This window comes from Bacillus sp. CIS52 (genome assembly GCF_053545315.1).
Genome location: NZ_JBIUFR010000005.1, coordinates 181,662 through 200,626, shown reverse-complemented (window position 1 = coordinate 200,626; position 18,965 = coordinate 181,662). Strand labels below are relative to the sequence as shown.

General features: G+C 44.7%; 19 protein-coding genes and 1 pseudogene. 10 read left to right on the top strand and 10 right to left on the bottom strand.

The genetic code is table 11. The annotated features are described in order from the left end of the window. The first annotated feature begins 26 nt into the window (after positions 1-26). Together abc-f and ACH32G_RS16930 are read left to right on the top strand one after the other, a co-directional pair. Entirely contained in the window at positions 27-1,655 is a 1,629-nt protein-coding gene (abc-f, locus tag ACH32G_RS16935) for a ribosomal protection-like ABC-F family protein (protein ID WP_016937099.1), read from the top strand. Between the two features lie 141 nt (positions 1,656-1,796). Further along, positions 1,797-2,519 carry a gamma-glutamyl-gamma-aminobutyrate hydrolase family protein gene (locus ACH32G_RS16930; protein ID WP_016937100.1) on the top strand — a complete coding sequence of 241 codons (723 nt, stop codon included), beginning with the start codon at positions 1,797-1,799 and terminating at the stop codon, positions 2,517-2,519. 33 nt (positions 2,520-2,552) lie between these two features. Here the strand turns inward: ACH32G_RS16930 and ACH32G_RS16925 are convergent, their stop codons facing one another. From ACH32G_RS16925 to ACH32G_RS16915, 3 genes are all read right to left on the bottom strand, one after another. Beyond that, a complete protein-coding gene (locus ACH32G_RS16925; protein WP_448814607.1) occupies positions 2,553-4,706 on the bottom strand; it encodes an MMPL family transporter in 2,154 nt (717 codons plus the stop codon). 98 nt (positions 4,707-4,804) lie between these two features. After that, positions 4,805-5,440, bottom strand: a complete 636-nt coding sequence (locus ACH32G_RS16920; RefSeq protein ID WP_448814606.1) for a response regulator transcription factor — start codon at positions 5,438-5,440, stop codon at positions 4,805-4,807. Beyond that, positions 5,433-6,650, bottom strand: coding sequence for a sensor histidine kinase (locus tag ACH32G_RS16915; RefSeq protein WP_448814605.1), 1,218 nt, complete (start codon positions 6,648-6,650; stop codon positions 5,433-5,435). Before ACH32G_RS16915 ends, ACH32G_RS16920 begins: the two co-directional genes overlap by 8 nt. Before the next feature lie 383 nt (positions 6,651-7,033). Here ACH32G_RS16915 and ACH32G_RS16910 point away from each other — a divergent pair, with 383 nt between their 5' ends. From ACH32G_RS16910 to ACH32G_RS16890, 5 genes are read left to right on the top strand one after another with little or no spacing between them, the layout of a single operon-like run. Beyond that, complete coding sequence (locus tag ACH32G_RS16910) at positions 7,034-7,279, top strand: hypothetical protein (protein WP_016937104.1); 246 nt, start codon at positions 7,034-7,036, stop codon at positions 7,277-7,279. Positions 7,280-7,296: 17 nt separating this feature from the next. Then, entirely contained in the window at positions 7,297-7,665 is a 369-nt protein-coding gene (locus ACH32G_RS16905) for a spore coat protein (protein WP_016937105.1), read from the top strand. A gap of 18 nt (positions 7,666-7,683) precedes the next feature. Further along, entirely contained in the window at positions 7,684-8,820 is a 1,137-nt protein-coding gene (locus ACH32G_RS16900; protein WP_366971500.1) for a zinc-dependent alcohol dehydrogenase, read from the top strand. 18 nt (positions 8,821-8,838) lie between these two features. Continuing rightward, positions 8,839-9,036, top strand: coding sequence for a hypothetical protein (locus tag ACH32G_RS16895; RefSeq protein WP_016937107.1), 198 nt, complete (start codon positions 8,839-8,841; stop codon positions 9,034-9,036). 14 nt (positions 9,037-9,050) lie between these two features. Beyond that, positions 9,051-9,350: a spore coat protein gene (locus ACH32G_RS16890; protein WP_016937108.1), complete on the top strand. Its 300-nt coding sequence runs from the start codon at positions 9,051-9,053 to the stop codon at positions 9,348-9,350. Positions 9,351-9,565: 215 nt separating this feature from the next. On the opposite strand, the gene ACH32G_RS16885 is transcribed toward ACH32G_RS16890, so the two are convergent. Next, entirely contained in the window at positions 9,566-10,144 is a 579-nt protein-coding gene (locus tag ACH32G_RS16885; protein WP_095242163.1) for a TetR/AcrR family transcriptional regulator, read from the bottom strand. A 248-nt stretch (positions 10,145-10,392) separates the two neighbouring features. On the opposite strand from ACH32G_RS16885, the gene ACH32G_RS16880 reads away from it, so the two are divergent. Next, positions 10,393-11,583 (top strand): MFS transporter, encoded by a 1,191-nt coding sequence (locus ACH32G_RS16880; protein ID WP_064778152.1) that lies wholly within the window; start codon positions 10,393-10,395, stop codon positions 11,581-11,583. Between the two features lie 92 nt (positions 11,584-11,675). Here ACH32G_RS16880 and ACH32G_RS16875 read toward each other — a convergent pair whose 3' ends face one another. The 4 genes and pseudogenes from ACH32G_RS16875 to ACH32G_RS16860 all read right to left on the bottom strand — a co-directional run bounded on the left by ACH32G_RS16875 (position 11,676) and on the right by ACH32G_RS16860 (position 14,767). Beyond that, a complete protein-coding gene (locus tag ACH32G_RS16875; protein ID WP_316936483.1) occupies positions 11,676-12,311 on the bottom strand; it encodes a TVP38/TMEM64 family protein in 636 nt (211 codons plus the stop codon). Positions 12,312-12,430: 119 nt separating this feature from the next. Continuing rightward, complete coding sequence (locus ACH32G_RS16870; protein WP_448814604.1) at positions 12,431-13,504, bottom strand: sensor histidine kinase; 1,074 nt, start codon at positions 13,502-13,504, stop codon at positions 12,431-12,433. After that, a pseudogene (locus tag ACH32G_RS16865) lies at positions 13,501-14,187 on the bottom strand (response regulator transcription factor). The gene ACH32G_RS16870 and the pseudogene ACH32G_RS16865 overlap by 4 nt, the downstream one beginning before the upstream one ends. Beyond that, complete coding sequence (locus ACH32G_RS16860; RefSeq protein ID WP_016937114.1) at positions 14,159-14,767, bottom strand: class I SAM-dependent methyltransferase; 609 nt, start codon at positions 14,765-14,767, stop codon at positions 14,159-14,161. The pseudogene ACH32G_RS16865 and the gene ACH32G_RS16860 overlap by 29 nt, the downstream one beginning before the upstream one ends. Positions 14,768-14,970: 203 nt before the next feature. On the opposite strand from ACH32G_RS16860, the gene ACH32G_RS16855 reads away from it, so the two are divergent. Further along, positions 14,971-15,333 carry a hypothetical protein gene (locus ACH32G_RS16855; protein WP_016937116.1) on the top strand — a complete coding sequence of 121 codons (363 nt, stop codon included), beginning with the start codon at positions 14,971-14,973 and terminating at the stop codon, positions 15,331-15,333. Positions 15,334-15,381: 48 nt separating this feature from the next. Here ACH32G_RS16855 and ACH32G_RS16850 read toward each other — a convergent pair whose 3' ends face one another. After that, positions 15,382-16,002, bottom strand: a complete 621-nt coding sequence (locus ACH32G_RS16850; protein WP_016937117.1) for an FMN-binding negative transcriptional regulator — start codon at positions 16,000-16,002, stop codon at positions 15,382-15,384. A gap of 117 nt (positions 16,003-16,119) precedes the next feature. Between ACH32G_RS16850 and pdxR the strand changes: the two genes are divergently transcribed. Then, positions 16,120-17,502, top strand: a complete 1,383-nt coding sequence (pdxR, locus tag ACH32G_RS16845; protein WP_016937118.1) for a MocR-like pyridoxine biosynthesis transcription factor PdxR — start codon at positions 16,120-16,122, stop codon at positions 17,500-17,502. Between the two features lie 30 nt (positions 17,503-17,532). Here the strand turns inward: pdxR and ACH32G_RS16840 are convergent, their stop codons facing one another. Then, complete coding sequence (locus tag ACH32G_RS16840) at positions 17,533-18,822, bottom strand: Na+/H+ antiporter NhaC family protein (RefSeq protein ID WP_016937119.1); 1,290 nt, start codon at positions 18,820-18,822, stop codon at positions 17,533-17,535. Positions 18,823-18,965: the final 143 nt, after the last annotated feature.

Below are 18,965 nucleotides of genomic sequence, written 5' to 3'. Positions count from 1 at the left end.
CTCCCTTTAAAGCGAGGGATTGACATATGAAAGAAATATTAAAATTAAGCGGCATCAGTTATGAAATCAACAGTGTGCCCCTTTTTGAACAGATCAGCGCAAGCGTTCAGCTGGGCGACATTATCGGCGTTATCGGCAAAAACGGCGCCGGCAAATCTTTATTGCTGCAAATGATCTGCAATAAAACAGCGCCGTCACAAGGACAGATTCAGATGATGCAAGATGTGAACATATATATGGTGGAACAAGAAACGGAAGCTTATGATTCCGGCCAACCGGAGCCTGCAGAAGCAGCCCTGTTAGAAAAATGGAACGTGCCCGCCCGCACCTTTTCACAATTAAGCGGCGGAGAAAAACTGAAAGCCCGGCTTGCCAAAGGATTCTCCTCCTCAAGCGGTCTTTTGTTATTAGATGAACCGACGAACCACCTCGATCAGCAAAGTTTAGACATATTGCTTAATCAGATCAAGAACTATAAGGGCACCATTATTTTCGTATCACATGACCGTGCATTTTTGGATGCGGCGGCGACAAAAATCTGGTCGATCGAAGGAAAGAAACTCATTGAACATAAAGGGAATTATTCAAGCTATATGGAGGTCCGCAAACAGAGAAGACTGACACAGCAGCGGGAATATGAGAATCAGCAGAATATGATCAGACGGATTGAAGCTCAAATGAACGAGCTGAGCGCCTGGTCAGCAAAAGCCCATGCCCAATCAACGAAAATAGAAGGCTTTAAAGAATACCATCGCGTAAAAGCAAAACGCACGGACGCCCAGATTAAATCAAAACGGAAGCGCCTTGAAAAAGAGCTTGAAAAAGCGAAAGCAGAACCGGTGGTGGCGGAGTATGAAGTCCGTTTTTCCATTGAGCACCGCAAAAAAGCGGGAAAGCGTTTTTTAGAAGTGAGTGATCTCACAAAATCGTATGACGGCCGAACGCTGTTCAAAAACGTGAATTTCACTGTTATGCACGGCGAAAAGATTGCCATTACAGGCCCGAACGGGAGCGGGAAAACAACATTATTGAAGGTCATTCTCGGTCAGGAAAAAGCGCAGGGAAGCATATGGATATCTCCGTCTGCAAACGTCGGATATTTAACGCAGGAAGTATTCGACCTTCCGCTTGATAAAACCCCCGAACAGCTTTTTCACAAAGAAACGTTCGAAGCAAGGGGAAATGTTCAAGCTCTCATGAAGCATTTAGGATTTACCGCAGCGCAATGGACGGAACCCATCGGCAAGATGAGCATGGGAGAGCGGGTCAAATGCAAGCTGATGGCGTTTATTCTGGAGGAGAAAGATGTGCTGATTCTGGATGAGCCGACAAACCACCTTGACCTGCCGTCACGCGAGCAGCTTGAAGACACATTGGCTCAATACGACGGTACGCTCATCATCGTATCGCACGATCGCTACTTTCTCGAAAAGACGACAGACATCCGGCTTGATATCACGAACGGCAGCGTTCAAAAACAATGGAAAGAATCCCCCGCCGCCAGAGATGATATTGAAGAGCTGCGGTTAAAGCTTGAAACCGAACGGCAGGAAGTCCTCGGAAAGCTCAGCTTCATGACTCCGGCTGATAAACAATATCGTGAGCTTGACCAAAAATTCAAAGAGCTGACGGAAGAGATCAAGAAATTGAAATGAATGTAAAGACCCGTGATTATTGTCACGGGTTTTGTTTTAGAAAGCTTACGTATAAAGAGAATAATTTCAAACTGATTTGTACAACCTACGTTCAGATTTGTTATGAACAGGCTCAGAAAGAAAGGTTCAGGTGAACGAAGAATGGCCAAGCGCATTGGTATTACGGGAAATATTATGGCTGATCAATCCGGGCCTTTCCCGGGTTATAATCGGGCGTATGTCAACAATGATTATATTCAGTCTGCTGCCGAGGCCGGCGGTGTGCCGTTTATATTGCCGGTAATTCAAGAAACTGAGCTTTTAAAGGAACAGGTCTCTCATGTTGACGGCATTATTCTGTCCGGCGGCCAGGATATAGACCCGCTGATGTACGGTGAAGAACCTTTACAGGCTTTAAGAAAGACCTTTCCTGACCGGGATGCCTACGAGAAGGAGCTGATCCAAACGGCGGTTGCTTTGGAGAAGCCGATACTGGCAATCTGCCGGGGGATGCATATATTAAACGTCACTTTCGGGGGGACTTTATACCAGGATCTGACACACGCTTCGTTTGCTGAAATTAAGCACGATCAAGAAAAAGATCCCCCGTTAAGAACCCATCATGTTTCTTTTGAAAAAGGAACCCGTCTTCATTCCTTGTTTGGCGATTCAACGCTTGTGAACTCGTTCCATCACCAAATCATAAAAGAGACAGCGCCATCGTTTAAGGCCGCGGCTTATGCGAAAGACGGGGCCATTGAAGCGATTGAACGGACGGGTGAATTATTTGTCGTCGGCGTGCAATGGCATCCTGAAATGCTGACAAAAAAACATGAAGATATGAAAAAGCTTTTTTCTCTTTTTATGGATGCGGTCAGCACATAAAAAAAGCAGATCATTATGATCTGCTTTTTCATTTTATTCTTCCGGTTTCTCCGGCGTTTTGCTTTGTGTCAGCTTATGGCCTTCGATATCCACGTTCGGAATGATCTTATCCAGCCACTTCGGCAGGTACCAGGCCGCATGTCCCATCAGCTTCATGACACTCGGAATGATGGTCATTCTTACAATGAACGCATCGAAAAGAACACCGAATGTCATTGCCAATCCCATGGATTTGATCGTAGAGTCCCCTGCGAAGATGAATCCCGCAAAGACGAAAATCATGATCAGCCCCGCCGCTGTTACGACAGGCCCGCTATGTTTCAATCCGGCATGGATGGCTTGTACCAGGTTTTTTGTTTTGACATATTCTTCTCTCATTCTGCTGACAAGGAATACTTGATAGTCCATCGCCAGCCCGAAAAGAATACCGATGGCTAAAATAGGCAGGAAGGCGAGAATCGGACCTTTTTCCGGAATGCTCAGCAAGCCGGTAAAATTCCCATCCTGCAGGACGAACACCGATAATCCAAGTGTAGCGGTCATCGTCAGCAAAAAGCCAAGAACGGCCGCCAGCGGCACGAGAAGCGAGCGGAAAACAACGGTCAGCAATACAAACGCAAACCCGACAATGAGAATGGCGAATTCCGGAATCGCATCGTTTAACCGGTCTGAAATATCAATGTTCACCGCGGTTGATCCGGTGACGAGCAGGCGGATGCCGTTTTTGTCTGATAGTTTCCGTATATCCTGCACTAACTCTTTCGTTGCCTTATCGTTCGGCCCGGTTTCAGGCACTGCGGTAATAATGGCATAGTCCCCTTTTTTGTTCGGCATGGCAGGGGTGACGCTCGCCACATTATGCAAGTCCTTCATTTCATTCACGGCGTCTTGGAATGCTTCATTTTTATTGCCCTTGACATCTTTTGCATCGGCAACAATTGTCAGCTTGCCGTTAAAGCCTTCGCCGAATCCTTTAGACAAAAGATCATAGGCGCGGCGATCCGGGCTGTCTTTCGCTTTCATTCCCGCATCAGGCAGCCCCAGCTCTAAATGCATGGCCGGCAGACTGATGACGGCTAAAAGAATAATGCTGAAAATGCTTAACAGAATAGGCCTCTTTGTCACGAAGCGCCCCCAGGCATTCGTGTCGGCACTTTTCTTTTCTTTCTTCTTGTTTGATTTCGGAATCATCCGTTTTCCTGCGATTGATAACACTGCTGGCACCAGCGTAACAGAAGCCAATACAGCCATCAGCACACTGAGTGCCGCAGTCAGCCCCATCGCAGACATGAACGGAATGCCGACAACAGTTAATCCGCAAAGCGCCACGATCACAGTCAGTCCGGCAAAAACGACGGCGCTGCCAGCCGTTCCCGCAGCTTTAGCGATCGATTCATTTTTTTGTACACCTTCGCCCAAAAACTGACGATGCTTCGTAAAGATAAACAGCGCATAATCAATCCCGACGGCCAGTCCGATCATTCCGGATAATGAAAGACTGACTGAGGCGATCGTAAAGAACTGTGTCCCAATTAACGTCAGCGCGACGCTTACGCCTAACCCAATCAGGGCCGTGACAATCGGCAGCCCCGCTATGACTAATGAACCAAACGTAATAGCCAGTACGACGAATGCCAGCACAATACCGATAATTTCTGATACACCGCCGACTTCAACACCGGCCCCCGGTACATCACCGCTGAGCTCCGTCTGCAGGCCCTTGTCTCCTGCGGCAGACAGACTGTGTTTAATATGCGAAACAGACGCGGCCGAAATGTCATCCGCCGCTTTTTTGTACGTAATATCGGCATATGCTACTGACCCGTCTTTAGAAATGGTTCCTGTCTCAAAAGGACTTGCAATTGAAGCGACTGAATGATCTGTTTTGATCTTCTTTAAAGTATCTTCGATCGCTTGTTTTTCCGATTTTGAAGTCAGTTTTTTCCCATCTTCAGCTCCGAAAATAACACGTATGCTTCCTTTATCAGGACCCTTTGAAAATTCTTTTTGAATCATATCCATCGCCTTTTCAGAAGGTGTGTCGGGTATTGACATATCCTCAGAAAAAGCTGGTTTTAACGAGATGGCGATCACAGCCGCAGCGATCAGTATCACAAGCCACGCACTGATCATTTTTAATCGGTTGCGGGCAGACCATCCCCCTAATTTATATAAAAATCCAGACATCGAATACTCCTCTCCAATCATTACTTTCTGCCTAATTGTAGTTCACATTCACATAAAAAAAACGTACATAGGGGTATGTACGTTTGGGCAGTTTTTTATTATATATTCAGTTTCAAAATACCTTTTTGCATGGCAATGGTGACGGCTTCAGTCCGCGAATCCGCTCCTAATTTGTTATAAATCGATGTTAATCTCGCTTTTACCGTCCGCTCTGAGATTCCTAAATCGAAGGCGATTGCTTTGCTTTTATGTCCTTTCGCCACGGCTTGCAGAACTATAATTTCCTTGTCCGTCAGCTGTGTTTCATTGGCATTTGCCCGTTCCATTTTCATTTTCCGGAAACGCTGCAAGATGTCCGGCTGCAGAAGCACTTCTCCCCTGACTGCCGCATCCATCGTATGAAATAAGGTTTCTGAGCTTGTGTCTTTCAGCAGATAACCGTTTGCGCCTGATTCGATGCCTTCTATCATCAGGTGATCTTCATTATAGGTCGTCAAAATAATGATCGGCACATCAGAATGCTCTTTTATCTGTTTAATGGCTTCCAGCCCGCTCATTTCCGGCATGTACAGATCCATGAGAATGACATCAGGCTTTAGTTCCTCTGCGAGGCGGACGGCGGTTTTCCCGTTTTCCGCTTCTCCCGTTATGGTGTAATGGTCATTTGTTTCTATCAAAAGCTTCAGACCTTCTCTGACGACAAGATGGTCATCTGCTATTAACACTTTATACATGTTCCGCCTCTCCTTGAATTGGTATGATGATCTCAATTTGAGTTCCCGCTGATCTGGCGCTTGTGATACGGCAGGTGCCGTTCATCATATTGACACGTTCTTGTATTCCAAGCAGCCCGTAATGTCCGCTTTTTCTCATTTCCGTTCCGGCATCAAAGCCTTTCCCGTCATCTTTGACGGTTATGCGGATCTGTCCCTCTTCTTCCCGGACGGATACCCAGACGTTATCTGCTTCCGCATGCTTGGCGGCGTTTGTCAGGCCTTCTCCGATCATATAATGGCAGTTCTCCGCCATATGAACGTCAAGCACATGATGCACACTGTACTCTAAAAAACAAGACAGCCCGGTGGCTTCTGTAAAATGGTTGATTTGTTCAGTGATGCTTTCTTTTAAGAACCCGATCTCTTCTGATTTGCTGCGAAGGTTATCAATGGCCGAGCGCGCATCAGCCAATGTGCCCTTCACTCTTTTCATTGACTGGCTGATGATGTCTTTCGCTCTGTCAGTGTTATCTTTCGAAAGATGAACTTGCACCGCTTCAAGCTGCATATGCAAGCTGACCAATCCTTGGGCAAGCGTATCGTGCAAGTCTCTCGCCATCCGCTGCCTTTCGTTTTGAAGCGTCAGCTGTTTCACTTGCCGGTGAGCGAGCTCTAATTTTTCAAGCGTCATCTGTGTTTTTATTTTTTCATCAACTTGCGCGAAAAACGTTGCCGCATACGTAATAATCACAATCATAATGGGAGCGGCGATAACAATGAAACGAAGCAGATGATGCGGATGCTCCTCGTGCAAGGCTGTTATGGACATTAAAATGAAAAGATAGAGTATGAGCAGCGTTTTGCCCTTATCCGTCATTCCGATAATCTGCCCGATTAAAAAGGCATAGAGACCGACGACCACCGCGATATAGCCGCCGGCCATCAAGTTAGCCGATGTATATATGATTAATCCCTGTATGATGAAATAAAGAAACGTTTTTCTCTTGACCCAGCGATAGGAATGCCAGTGCAGCACGGCAAAAGTGACGATCAATATCGTAAATAACAGCAGCAAAAAAACCGTCCAGCTTTCATAAATGTACTGCAAAGAGACTGATGCGGCATATACCATAAAAATAAATGCCAGACCGGGCACCCGAAACGCAAGCATATGCAATGAGCGTCTGTCACGGGAGACATAGTCTTCTTGATGTTTTGTACCAAACAATCTCTGTCCACTTCCTTTTAGCCGACCGGCCTCACGAGATTTTATTCTATTTGTCATCATACCATAAGTGCCTGCCTCTCACCTTCCCCTTCTGTCCTGCATGACGGGTGAAAGAAAAAACAGCCAGCCGGAACCAGGTTCGTTGCCCTGGACAGCGTTCTGTTTGTTATCAGCACAGAGGCTTCTGCCGCTTTAAAAAGCATCTCATTCGGACGTATTTACCATATTAGGTATATCGTGATAGGAGGGGGTATGCTTCCTCTTTTTTGATGGGCCCCCAGACTTCTTCTCTGCTTTTTTTATAAACAAAATGTGCAAGAATAAAGTCCTTTTCTCAGGGGAAATTAATTACGTAATTGAGAAGAGGAGGTTTAAAGATAATTATGGAAAAGCGTGAATTAGCGGCTCACGAGTCGCTTGACTTACATGAAATGATTAACTTCAAGACGCTTTGTGTAGCGAAATCCAAGCTCATGCAAGGGCTTGTGTTTGATCAGGACCTGAAAACGTTAATGGAAAAAGATGTTCAGCAAGCCTCTCAAGACCTGGCTGATTTACAGGCGGTTTATGAACGTGCATCTTTTCAGGCTCCTGTTCCTCAAAACCGGCCGACTTCGATCATCAATTGAAAGGAAGGTAAGCATCATTGAATCATGACTATTTAGATCCAATCAATTCATTACACGTCCCTGAACTCGCAGATACGACATTCGCAATGGATTTTCTTTTACGGGCAAAAGAAGGCGTCAGAAATACCGCCGTCGCTTTAACAGAAACCGCTTCACCTGATGTAAGAGCTTTGCTGCGCAAACAGCTCATGCAAGGAATCGCGATGCATCAGGAAATTACAGACTTGATGGTCAGCAAAAAGTGGTTTCACCCGCATGATCTGAGCGAACAGTATAAACTGGATCAGCTCTCTGCGAAAAATACCCTCATGGTCGGAAACATGAATCTGTTTCCCGTTGAAACGAACAGAAAAGGGATGTTTGACCGCACACCTGATGAACACTAACACTGGAGGTATTACAGCATGAAGGCCGTAACGTATCAAGGAGTTAAAAACGTCGTCGTCAAAGACGTGCCTGATCCGAAGATTGAAAAACATGATGACATGATTATAAAAGTCACAAGTACGGCAATTTGCGGGTCAGATTTACATTTAATCCACGGACTCATCCCGAACTTGCAGGAAGACTACATCATCGGGCATGAACCGATGGGCATCGTGGAAGAAGTCGGTCCCGGCGTGACGAAAGTCAAAAAAGGGGACCGTGTCATTATTCCTTTTAATATCGCCTGCGGAGAATGCACTTATTGTAAAAATCACCTGGAAAGCCAATGTGATCAATCAAATGATAACGGCGATATGGGCGCTTATTTCGGCTATTCAGGGAGTAACGGCGGCTATCCGGGCGGCCAGGCCGAATATTTACGCGTCCCTTTTGCGAACTTTACTCATTTTAAAGTCCCCGAAACATGCGAAGAACCGGATGAGAAATTGAGTGTTATTGCCGATGCGATGACAACGGGCTTTTGGAGCGTTGACAATGCCGGCGTAAAAGCAGGCGATACGGTCATCGTTCTCGGCTGCGGGCCTGTGGGTCTCTTCGCTCAAAAATTCTGCTGGTTAAAGGGAGCGAAACGCGTAATAGCTGTAGACTATGTCAACTACCGTCTCCAGCATGCGAAACGGACGAATAAAGTGGAAATCGTGAACTTCGAAGACCACGAAAATACGGGCAGCTACCTGAAGGAAATCACCAAAGGCGGCGCTGATGTGGTCATTGACGCCGTCGGCATGGACGGAAAAATGACGGACCTGGAGTTCCTCGCCAGCGGATTAAAACTTCAAGGCGGGGCGATGAGCGCTTTAGTCATTGCCTCCCAAGCGGTGCGCAAAGGCGGAACGATCCAGATTACGGGTGTATACGGCGGCAGATATAACGGGTTTCCTCTTGGCGATATCATGCAGCGAAACGTCAATATCCGATCAGGACAAGCTCCGGTTATCCATTATATGCCGTATATGTTTGAACTGGTGTCAACCGGCAAAATTGATCCGGGCGATGTTGTAAGCCATGTCATTCCGCTTAGTGAAGCGAAGCACGGCTATGAGATGTTTGACACGAAAACAGATGATTGTATTAAAGTTGTACTCAAACCTTAGAGAACGGAGGCTACAGAAATGGCCAGCGCCTTACATGAATTACTCGAAATTCAGGAGATGGCTTCTTTTAAGTCACTTTGTCTGACGAAATCCAAAACCATGAAAGCGCTCGTATCCGATCCGCAGCTGAAAGAAATCATGCAGCAGGATACGGATACATCAACAAGGCAATTGCAGGAGTTTGCCTCGATTTTATCTGATGCAAAGCATGAATAGGAGATGAATAACGAATGAATCCGATTATGGAATACCTGACGGGGATGGATGCACTGACAGACCAAATTGTCGCTATGGATTTATTGAATTCGGCAAAAAGCGGAGTCAGAAACTATGCGATGGCGGCGACGGAAGCCGGAACGCCTGAAGTGAAAGCGATCCTCACCCGTCACTTAGAAGAAGCCATCGACATGCATGAGCAAATCTCACGCTATATGATGGAAAAAGGCTGGTATCATCCGTGGAACACAGATGAACAAGTCCGGTTTAATTTACAAAATATTGATACGGCGCTCCGCCTGCCCGTCCTATAAATCGTTTTGCTGCTGAGACAGCAGCTTCAGTATGTCAAACTGAGAACTGCCTTTACAGCGCCCAGGCAACGATACCCCCGCGAATATCGCGTGCGTGGCAGCCACCCGGCGGTTCGCTAATAAAGCAGAAAAGGCAGAACAATGACCTTGTTCTGCCTTTTCATTATTTTCCGCCCCATAGGCACAAATCCTTTGCACCCGATTCGGGCGATTATTCAGGTAGCTTGAACTCCCTTAAACGCATTCATCACCAAATCATGCACATAAGCATCATTGACCTCGTCCCCTGTTACAAGCAGCCGATAGAAAATCGGTCCGTAAATGAGATCAATACTTACTTCAATATCAAGATCCTCTCTCAATTCACCTTTCTGAATTCCCTTTTCCAGAAGGCCTTTCGCTTGGAGGCGGCGGGGCCGGAAAAATCGTGTGCGATATTCTTCTGCCAATTTGGCATCCAGCTGCCCCGCACCTATTAATTCCTTAATCACGGTTCCTTCCCGGCTTGTCAAAAACCTTGCTAAATTCGCGGCGTGGGTCGATATATCATGTACTGTTGATCCCGTATCAGGCACAGGCAGTCTTTCCGTAGCGGTCGAAAGAAAGCTGTCCATGATAACGGCAGCTTTGTTTGCCCACCATTTATAAATCGTTGCTTTACTCACTTTTGCGCGCTCTGCAATTTTATCGACTGTCACCGCATCAAAGCCTTTTTCCAGCAAGAGGTCATAGGCCGCAGAAAGAATCGCCTTATGTGTTCCTTCATCACGCGGCCGCCCTCGTTTACTCTGCACATACATCATTCCTTCCCGAAATATAAACGATACGTTCAGTATACTTAACATGATAAAAAAATAAAACAGAAACCTATTTACAAAACTGAACGTTTAGTATATCATTCACTTAGAATTAAAACTGAACGTTTAGTTTATAAAATGTTCAACACTCCGCAAAACCTTATCATTAAAAATCTATGGAGAGGAGATGAATCAGCAAAATATTTATCCAGCATCATAAATTCATTAAAAAGGAGTTCATTCACATGGCTACATTAAACAAACAAAAAGCAGATCAGGGGGTCTCAACTGGTTTAACCCTTCTTCTTGCAGCTGCATGCGGCATCATTGTCGCTAATCTTTATTATGCACAGCCCTTGGCAGGATTCATCAGTGCAGCAATTGGGCTGTCTCCAAGCAGTGCCGGATTGATTGTCACGCTGACCCAGATCGGATACGTTGCCGGCTTACTGTTCCTCGTCCCTTTGGGAGATATTATCGAAAACAAAAAACTAGTCGTGGTATCGCTCCTTCTAAGCGCAGCCGCTTTGACACTGACAGCATGTGTGAAGCATGGAACACTGTTTTTAGCCGCTGCGTTTTTCATCGGATTGGGATCGATCGCAGCCCAAGTGCTTGTTCCGTTCGCATCCTACCTTGCACCGGACGCCGCACGCGGCCGGGTTGTCGGCAATGTGATGAGCGGCCTATTGCTCGGTATTATGCTTTCCCGCCCGATATCCAGTCTGGTCGCTGATATATGGGGGTGGAATGCCATATTTGCTTTTTCCGCCGCGTTAAGTGTTGTCCTGGCAATCGTCTTAGCAAAAGTGCTTCCTGCCAGAAAACCAACAGCAAACACACGCTATACCGTCTTACTCGGTTCAATGTGGAAGCTGCTGCGCACGACTCCGGTCTTACGCCGCCGCGCCATTTATCATGCGTTTGTATTTGGAGCTTTCAGCTTGTTCTGGACGACTGTACCTTTATTATTGTCCGGTCCTGCTTTTCATTTTTCTCAGAAGGCAATCGCGCTATACGCACTGGCGGGCATTGCGGGTGCAGCCGCTGCACCGATAGGCGGCCGTCTGGCTGATCGCGGCCTGACCCGGCTTGCCACCGGAATCGCTCTCGGTGCTGTCATCGTTTCTTTATTACTCCCGCTCATGATTCAGAGCAGCTCCCCCGTCGGAATAGCAGTTCTGGTGGCCGCAGCTATCCTGTTAGATGTGGGTGTATCTGCCAATCTCGTACTCAGTCAGCGTGCCATTTTTTCGTTAGCGCCTGAATTTCGCAGTCGATTAAACGGTTTATTCATGGCAATCTTCTTTCTGGGCGGTGCTGCAGGTTCATCAATCGGAGGATGGGCATACGCTTCAGGCGGGTGGAGTATCACATTATGGATTGGAATCGCTTTTCCGGTCATAGCATTGCTTTATTTCACCACGGAGAAATAAGCCTTTCACCCAAAATAAGCCGTCAGTGACCAAGCTGACAGCTTTTTTTGGGTGTATTCTTCTTTAAATCCTTCCGAACAAAAAATACGGATTCATGAAAAATTTTGCTTCATGCGGTTCCATATTCTCACCGTTAAGACCGTAATCAATATAAATGAAACAATAATAAGTGCAATGCCTGCAAAAGACTCACTGAAATTGATAACAACAAAGCTGGACAATACGATCACAGGAATATTTGAAAGCAATACAGTTAACATGTAGACAGAATACTTTAACCCGGCTGCAGCGGATAAAAAACAAATCACATCCGTAGGAGCTGCCGGGCAAAGCATCCCCAATGCCAAAAACTTATAATTGTACGCCTCCAATAACACTTTCAAATCAGGATATTTATCTTCCAGTAATTGAGTCGTTTTTTCGCTGGCGAATTTCCTCGAAAAAAGATAAACCAATGTTTCGCTTATAAACAGACCGGCCAATGATAATAAAATGCTGACCATCGGATCAAAGCATATTCCGCCCAAAAACATCAGCGTCATGCCGGGAATAAAAAAGAGAAGCCTGACGACCCACAAAGCCAAAAACAGCAGCATCGCGTATTCCGCATGCCCTGATATAAAATCCGTTACATCATTCATATCAAATGACAGCAAGTCCAGTTCCTTCAAACAATAAATGCCTAAAAACCATATACATAATAAAACAATTTTATTTTTCAATTTCACCGCTCTCCTCGCTTTCCATCACATCATAAGCAAAGAAAATGAAGAAACAGCCGGTAAAATTCTTAAGGATTCTTAAGTTATTCTAAAAAAAAGCTTATGGAATGTTTGTGCCGCAAGCTCTAATCAATCTGGTGTTCAACAGTAAAACGAAGCCAGCCGCCGCTGTAATCCGCATGAATACGGCCGCTGTGAAGCTCAACAATTCTTTTTGAAATGGCAAGTCCGAGCCCGGTGCCATGATGACCCGTCCTGGCCTTATCCCCTCTGAAAAACCGTTCAAACAATTGATTTATATCGTCAGCCGGAACATTTTCGGCCTTGTTTGATACTTGCAAAATCGCTTTTTCATCTTTCAGCTCAAGGTTTATGAAGAATTCAGAAGGTTTGATACTGTACTTTAACGCATTCATAAAAAGATTATCATAAACGCGAACCATCTTTTCTATATCAATACATACAGGTACATGTTCTTCCGTAATTGATTTTCGGACAGTTAATTGTTCCTTTTCAAACATAGGAAAGTACTCTCCGACGATTTGTTCCAATAAAGCAGACAAGTCTGTTTTGCTGCGGTTCAAAATAACATCCGGACTCGATAAATGCGTATATTCAAACAGTTCATCTATCAAATATTTCAGTCTTTGTGATTTTGAATAAATCGTTTCAAGGTATTCCTGAAATTGTGCTTTACTATTGTATTGTTCTTTTTTAAGCAGATCCAAATATCCGATAATCGATGTTAACGGGGTTCTTAAATCGTGCGATACATTTGAGATCAGCTCACTTTTCACTCGTTCCAATTCTCTTTCATGTTCAAATTTACTCTCTAATTCTTCAGACATATAATTGATATGTTGTGCAAGCTGAGTCAATTCATCCCTACTCTCCATCCTAATGGTCAAGCCCAAATTTCCATTGGCAATATGGTGAACACTCTCAGTAATGAGCTTCAAATATCCTATTTTTTTTCGTATCAATAACCAAAAAACCACAATAAAGGTCAAAATAGCTGCAGTAAACTGAAGCAATATCTTAAAATAGGCGCCGCCTACGCTCATATTTGTCAAATGGTATATTTTATCCAAATATGAAATAGATAATATAACAAGAATCAATACACCGAATGCAACAAGATAACTAATAGCGATCGCGACCAGAAGCCTGACAATCAGCTTATTTCCAAACTTCCTCATATTTTATATCCCGTTCCCCATACCGTTTTGATATAAATCGGATGTTTAGAATCCTCTTCTATCTTGTCTCTGATCTTTGTGATGTGGACCATTACAGTATTGTCCGACTTAAAAAAGTCTTCCTTCCATACCGCCTCATATATTTTTTCAACACTCATGACAATTCCTTTGTTTCTCGAAAGAAGCTCCAGAATATCAAACTCTTTCGGAGTGAGCCTGACTTCTTCTCCCCGCACCCACACCTGCCTTGTATCCGTATTAACGGTCAAATCACCGATTTCAATAACGTTTGCCGTGCTGACCGCATCTGTATTGTATTTTTTATACCTTCTCAGCTGAGATTTCACTCTGGCGATCAATTCCAACGGATTAAACGGTTTCGTTAAATAGTCATCTGCACCGGAAGCCAGCCCTTGAATTTTATCCATATCTTCTGATTTGGCGGACAGCATGATGATGGGCAGATTTCGTTCTTGTCTGATCTTCATGCATGCCTCAATCCCATCCATATTGGGCATCATAATATCCAAAATAATCAGGTCAAACTCCTTTTGCTCCAATAATTTCAAGGCTTCAGCAGCATCTTCCGCCTTGCGCGTGCTTATTCCTTCATTTTCTTAATATACAGAAATAAGATTTCGGATATCTTTGTCATCATCCACGATAAGAATGCTTGTCCCCATATGAATCCTCCCTCGTTTTTGGCGGCAATGAACAGCTGAAAACATAAGCCGGCGGAATATTCCTGAATTCTCTCCTTACTTCTGTTTTGGGAAAGAATTGCTCAATCAATGCCTTCTTATATTGAGTATATTGGAACGTGATAAATTCTCCATGATTTCTTAAGATTTTAGCTGTATCCGTCAAAATATCTTCAGAAACATTTTTTGGCAGGCTTGCAAAAGGAAGTCCGGAAACGACATAGTCGGCATAAGGGATTCCATGCTCTTTTATATGCCTCTCAATATGTTCGGCTGATCCGTGCACAATGAATAGGTTCTGTTCATCTTTATATTGTTCTTTCAGCAAAGCATAAAATTCTTCATTTTGTTCTATCAATAAGATTATTGTCCCGGGTTGCCGTTTTTCAAGCAGCTTTTTTGTAAATACTCCCGTACCGGGCCCGTATTCAACAATGTATTCAGCTTTATGAAAATCAATTTTTCCCATCATCTTCTCAGCAAGAAAACGCGAGCTGGGCAGAACGGCGCCAACAGATCTGGGATTCATAATATATTGAAATAAAAATAACAGACGTTTCATCTTTAATCTCTCCATTTGTTTTGAATTTATAAAACACACTCTACATTCAAAACCTGAAGAAAAAGCGGTGAAAGTTCTTAAGAAATCTTAAGATATAAAAAAGACGGCGGGATTTGCCGTCTTTTTCAGCTGCCGATTCTTTCAGCAGCGGTAAAACCATGTCATAATTGATAGACATAATTGCGCTATAGGCAGGTGAACACATGAAGAAGTATTTATATAAACACCTTTTGCTGGCTCTGATTTCGTCCGTTTGCTTTTTAATGATCTTTTATTTTGGTTTAAGAATGACACAAGAAGACACACCGCCGTTGTCTTCTTATCCGTTTTACCTTTTTATTTATATGTACATAGCAGCCGGATATTTGACGGTCGGCCTTTTGTCAGCATGTATGACTGATGTCTTGAAGAACCGCTGGACATTGAATAAAACGTCTTCCATTCTATTGAAACTTATCGTTTATTTACTCATAACGTATGCTATTTCCCGTTCTTTCTTCGTTTTATCGGCGCCGTTGATTTATTTGCTGTTTGAGTCGTTATTCATCCTGAGAAAAGCTTCATAATCAGAAAAAAACATACCGCATGCTGCCGGTATGTTTTTAAGATGCGTATCAGTTTTTTGCAGTGATCCGCTTGATGTTTTCTTCCATCAGGCCGGAAATGAGCTGTTCGTTTGTGTGCGGGATCTGTTTGAGCTGTTGTACGACCATTTCCTGTCTTTGAGCTGAATGATTTTGACTCAGCTTCGCTTGCCCCTCTATTTTGCTGATTTTAATTTTAAAGCCTTTTACCCCTTTGTTCATGCCTGACAGGAATTTCGCATCGACATCCTCTAATTTGTAGGGGCTGTCGGGGCTTTCGTATTTCAATACGAGATCGCCCATCGAATGCACGGTTTCTTCCTCATCCAAAAGCTCTGCCTCCCCGTATACATGAACCGCCACATAATTCCATGTAGGAACAGCCCGATTCGTCTCATACCATTTGGGTGAGATATAACAATGAGGCCCTTGAAAAACGGCTAATACACTTTGGCCTTCAATCTCTTTCCATTGGGGGTTCGGCAAGGCAAAATGACCGTATAAGCATTCGTTGTCCTTGCTCATCGTCAATGGCAGATGGGTTGCATACGGCATGCCTCCTGCCGTTGAGAACAGTGCTGCGAAACCATACTCTTTAATAACATTGCACGCTTCAGCTTCACTCAGCTGAAATGGAGCGGGAATATACATAAAAACTCTCCTCTCTGAACCTGGATTGGTAAAGCGCTTTCCGCTATAATAAAATATCAACTGACATTTAAAAAGGTACAGTTTCGGATAAATGCACATGTCAGAGGAGAACATCTGATGAAAAATATGATTTTTGCTTTCAAAAGCGACACCCCGAAATACAAACAAATTTACGAGCAATTTAAGACATTGATTGAGCAGGGAACGATTCAGGCAAATGAGCGGCTGCCATCCATTCGGGAGCTGGCAGATTCCCTGCGGGTAAGCCGCAACACGACACTGATGGCCTATGATCTGCTTTTCGCGGAGGGATACATTCGCGGCGAAACGCGCAAAGGATATTTTGCAAATGAAATAGAGCCCTCTTTATTTCAGCAAGAAAACGATGTTGTTCACGCAGAGAACACCGAATCAACTCAGCCGGCCCTGATTGATTTTCGCGCAGGAGCCGTCGATCAAAAGCATTTCCCTCTGAAAACATGGAGAAAATTATACAATCAAGTTTTAACATCAGAGAAAAGCTTTCTGTACGGTGAACCGTTCGGCGAGAGAAACTTGCGTGAACAAATTGCCGCTTATCTCTTGGAATCACGCGGGGTGAAAACAGATGCGGATTCGGTTATCATCGGCAGCAGCACACAGCAGATGCTGATTTATCTCAGCCGGATTCTGAAAGAAGATTTTTCCGGAGTTATAGTAGAAAACCCGGGCTTCGACGGTGCCAGAGAGGCTTTTCAATTTCACGGGCTTTCTCTTGAAACGATACCCGTCTATGAAAACGGAGCTGATTTTTCTCAATTGCATGCAATGAAAGAAAAATTAATCTACGTGACTCCTTCCCACCACAGCCCTTACGGCGTAAGCATGTCCATTCAGCAGCGCCAAACTCTGATCAATTGGGTGAATAAAAGAGAGGGATATATTCTTGAAGATGATTATGACAGTGAATTTCGTTATACGCAGCAGCCGTTTCCCGCCCTTGCTTCCATTCAGTCAGACCGGGTGATTTATTTAGGGAATTTCTCAAAATCCTTTCTTCCGGGCATCCGCATAAGCTATATGGTTTTGCCGCAGCGCATTTTGCATCGGTATAAAAAACATTTCATTCATTTCGAAAGCACCGCTTCTTCGCTTAACCAGCTGACCATGGCTGAATTGATGAAGACCGGGGAATGGACCCGCCATATTAAGCGCATGCGCACTGTCTACAAGCGTAAGATGCAACACTTGACTTCACATATCAAGCAGCAGTTCGGCGATCATGTGACGGTCATCGGCGAGCAGTCCGGATTGTATATATTGGTGAGAGTTCACTTGAACTGTACAGAAGAAACGTTAATTGAGCGCGCTCTTCAGTACGGAGTGAAAGTATACCCTACCTCCGTTTATTTCGTTGCCGGAAAGCCTGAACCGCCGATCATAAAGTTAGGTTTCGCCCACCTCGATACTGAACAGATCGCACAGGGCGTGCAGCTTTTGAAACATGCTTGGCTGAGATGAAAGAAAAAAGGCGCCGAACGGCGCCTTTTTTTATTTCGTATTCCTTGTGAATTTCGGCAGGCCAAACATAATGGCGATGATGCCGCAAATTCCGATTAAAACGGGGTAGAAAGAGTATGGCAGGATGCTGACGGGGGAAATATTCCCGAATTTCCCGGCCGATAACAGCTGCGCGCCGTAAGGAATCAAACCTTGCACCATGCACGAAAAGATATCCAGAATACTTGCCGATTTTCTGTTGTCGATCTTAAATTCATCAGCGATATTCTTTGCAATCGGACCGGCTGCGATAATCGAGATCGTATTATTGGCAGCAGCCAGATTCGTCACGCTGACCAGTCCGGCAATGCCGGCTTCGGCGCCTTTTTTCGAACGGATTCGTTTCGTGATGAACTCCAGTAAAAAGTCGATTCCGCCATTTTGTTTCATCACGCCGACCATTCCGCCGATCAGCATGGACAGGATGATCAGATCGCTCATTCCGGCAACTCCATCCGTAATCGCCTTAAAATAAGAATCAAACGTCAGGCTGCCGCTCGCTAACCCTATGATTCCCGTCAAAACCAATCCGCCGAATATGACAGCCATCACATTAATACCGATTAACGCAAAAACTAACACGGCGACATAAGGAAGCACCTTAATCCAGCTGTAAGATGCAGCACCCGTATGGAGGGCGTGGCCTGCCGGAATAAAAAATAAGATAATAACAGTCACAATGGCAGCGGGCAAAACAATCAGAAAGTTCGTTTTGAATTTATCCCTCATTTGTGTTTTTTGCGTCCGGACTGCCGCAATGGTCGTATCTGAAATAAAAGAAAGATTATCTCCGAACATCGCTCCGCCGACCACAGCCGCAATCGGTATCGCGCTGGAGATGCCAAGCTCGCCGCTCAAACCGGCGCTGATCGGCGCAACCGCCGCAATCGTGCCCATTGATGTTCCCATCGATATAGAAATGAAACAAGCAATGATAAACAGCCCCGGCAGCAAAAACTGCTGCGGAATAATGCTCAAAGCAAGATTGACAGTTGAATGCACCGCTCCCATCGCTTCAGCCGCTGAAGCAAAGGCACCTGCCAATATAAAAATCATAACCATAATGATAATATCAGGATGCCCCGCGCCGGAAGCAAACCATTCTATTTTTTGATTGAGCGATTTCTTCCGGTTAAATAGCAGCGCAAAAGCTGACGCAATAATCGCGGCAATCAAGATCGGCAATTTATAAAAATCTCCGGTCACCAGACCAGAGCCGACGAAAAGCCCTACGAATAAGACTAAAGGCAATAACGCCCAAGGGTTCTTTTTATTGTTCATCTGGGTAAACCACCTCTTTTCAGCATTAAAGTCGCTAATCACAGTCTAAGCAACATTTCACACTTTAAAAGTCTGCAGTAAAAAAGTCAAGCTGAAAAAAGGATAAGTAAAGATTGATAAGATAGGAAAAACTGTTTTGTCTC

Excerpts from the sequence above, each read along its gene's own strand:
- abc-f (WP_016937099.1), top strand. The coding sequence starts at position 27 with ATGAAAGAAATATTAAAATTAAGCGGCATCAGTTATGAAATCAACAGT.
- ACH32G_RS16930 (WP_016937100.1), top strand. The coding sequence starts at position 1,797 with ATGGCCAAGCGCATTGGTATTACGGGAAATATTATGGCTGATCAATCC.
- ACH32G_RS16925 (WP_448814607.1), bottom strand. The coding sequence starts at position 4,706 with ATGTCTGGATTTTTATATAAATTAGGGGGATGGTCTGCCCGCAACCGA.
- ACH32G_RS16920 (WP_448814606.1), bottom strand. The coding sequence starts at position 5,440 with ATGTATAAAGTGTTAATAGCAGATGACCATCTTGTCGTCAGAGAAGGT.
- ACH32G_RS16910 (WP_016937104.1), top strand. The coding sequence starts at position 7,034 with ATGGAAAAGCGTGAATTAGCGGCTCACGAGTCGCTTGACTTACATGAA.
- ACH32G_RS16900 (WP_366971500.1), top strand. The coding sequence starts at position 7,684 with ATGAAGGCCGTAACGTATCAAGGAGTTAAAAACGTCGTCGTCAAAGAC.
- ACH32G_RS16895 (WP_016937107.1), top strand. The coding sequence starts at position 8,839 with ATGGCCAGCGCCTTACATGAATTACTCGAAATTCAGGAGATGGCTTCT.
- ACH32G_RS16890 (WP_016937108.1), top strand. The coding sequence starts at position 9,051 with ATGAATCCGATTATGGAATACCTGACGGGGATGGATGCACTGACAGAC.
- ACH32G_RS16880 (WP_064778152.1), top strand. The coding sequence starts at position 10,393 with ATGGCTACATTAAACAAACAAAAAGCAGATCAGGGGGTCTCAACTGGT.
- ACH32G_RS16870 (WP_448814604.1), bottom strand. The coding sequence starts at position 13,504 with ATGAGGAAGTTTGGAAATAAGCTGATTGTCAGGCTTCTGGTCGCGATC.
- ACH32G_RS16860 (WP_016937114.1), bottom strand. The coding sequence starts at position 14,767 with ATGAAACGTCTGTTATTTTTATTTCAATATATTATGAATCCCAGATCT.
- ACH32G_RS16855 (WP_016937116.1), top strand. The coding sequence starts at position 14,971 with ATGAAGAAGTATTTATATAAACACCTTTTGCTGGCTCTGATTTCGTCC.
- ACH32G_RS16850 (WP_016937117.1), bottom strand. The coding sequence starts at position 16,002 with ATGTATATTCCCGCTCCATTTCAGCTGAGTGAAGCTGAAGCGTGCAAT.
- pdxR (WP_016937118.1), top strand. The coding sequence starts at position 16,120 with ATGAAAAATATGATTTTTGCTTTCAAAAGCGACACCCCGAAATACAAA.
- ACH32G_RS16840 (WP_016937119.1), bottom strand. The coding sequence starts at position 18,822 with ATGAACAATAAAAAGAACCCTTGGGCGTTATTGCCTTTAGTCTTATTC.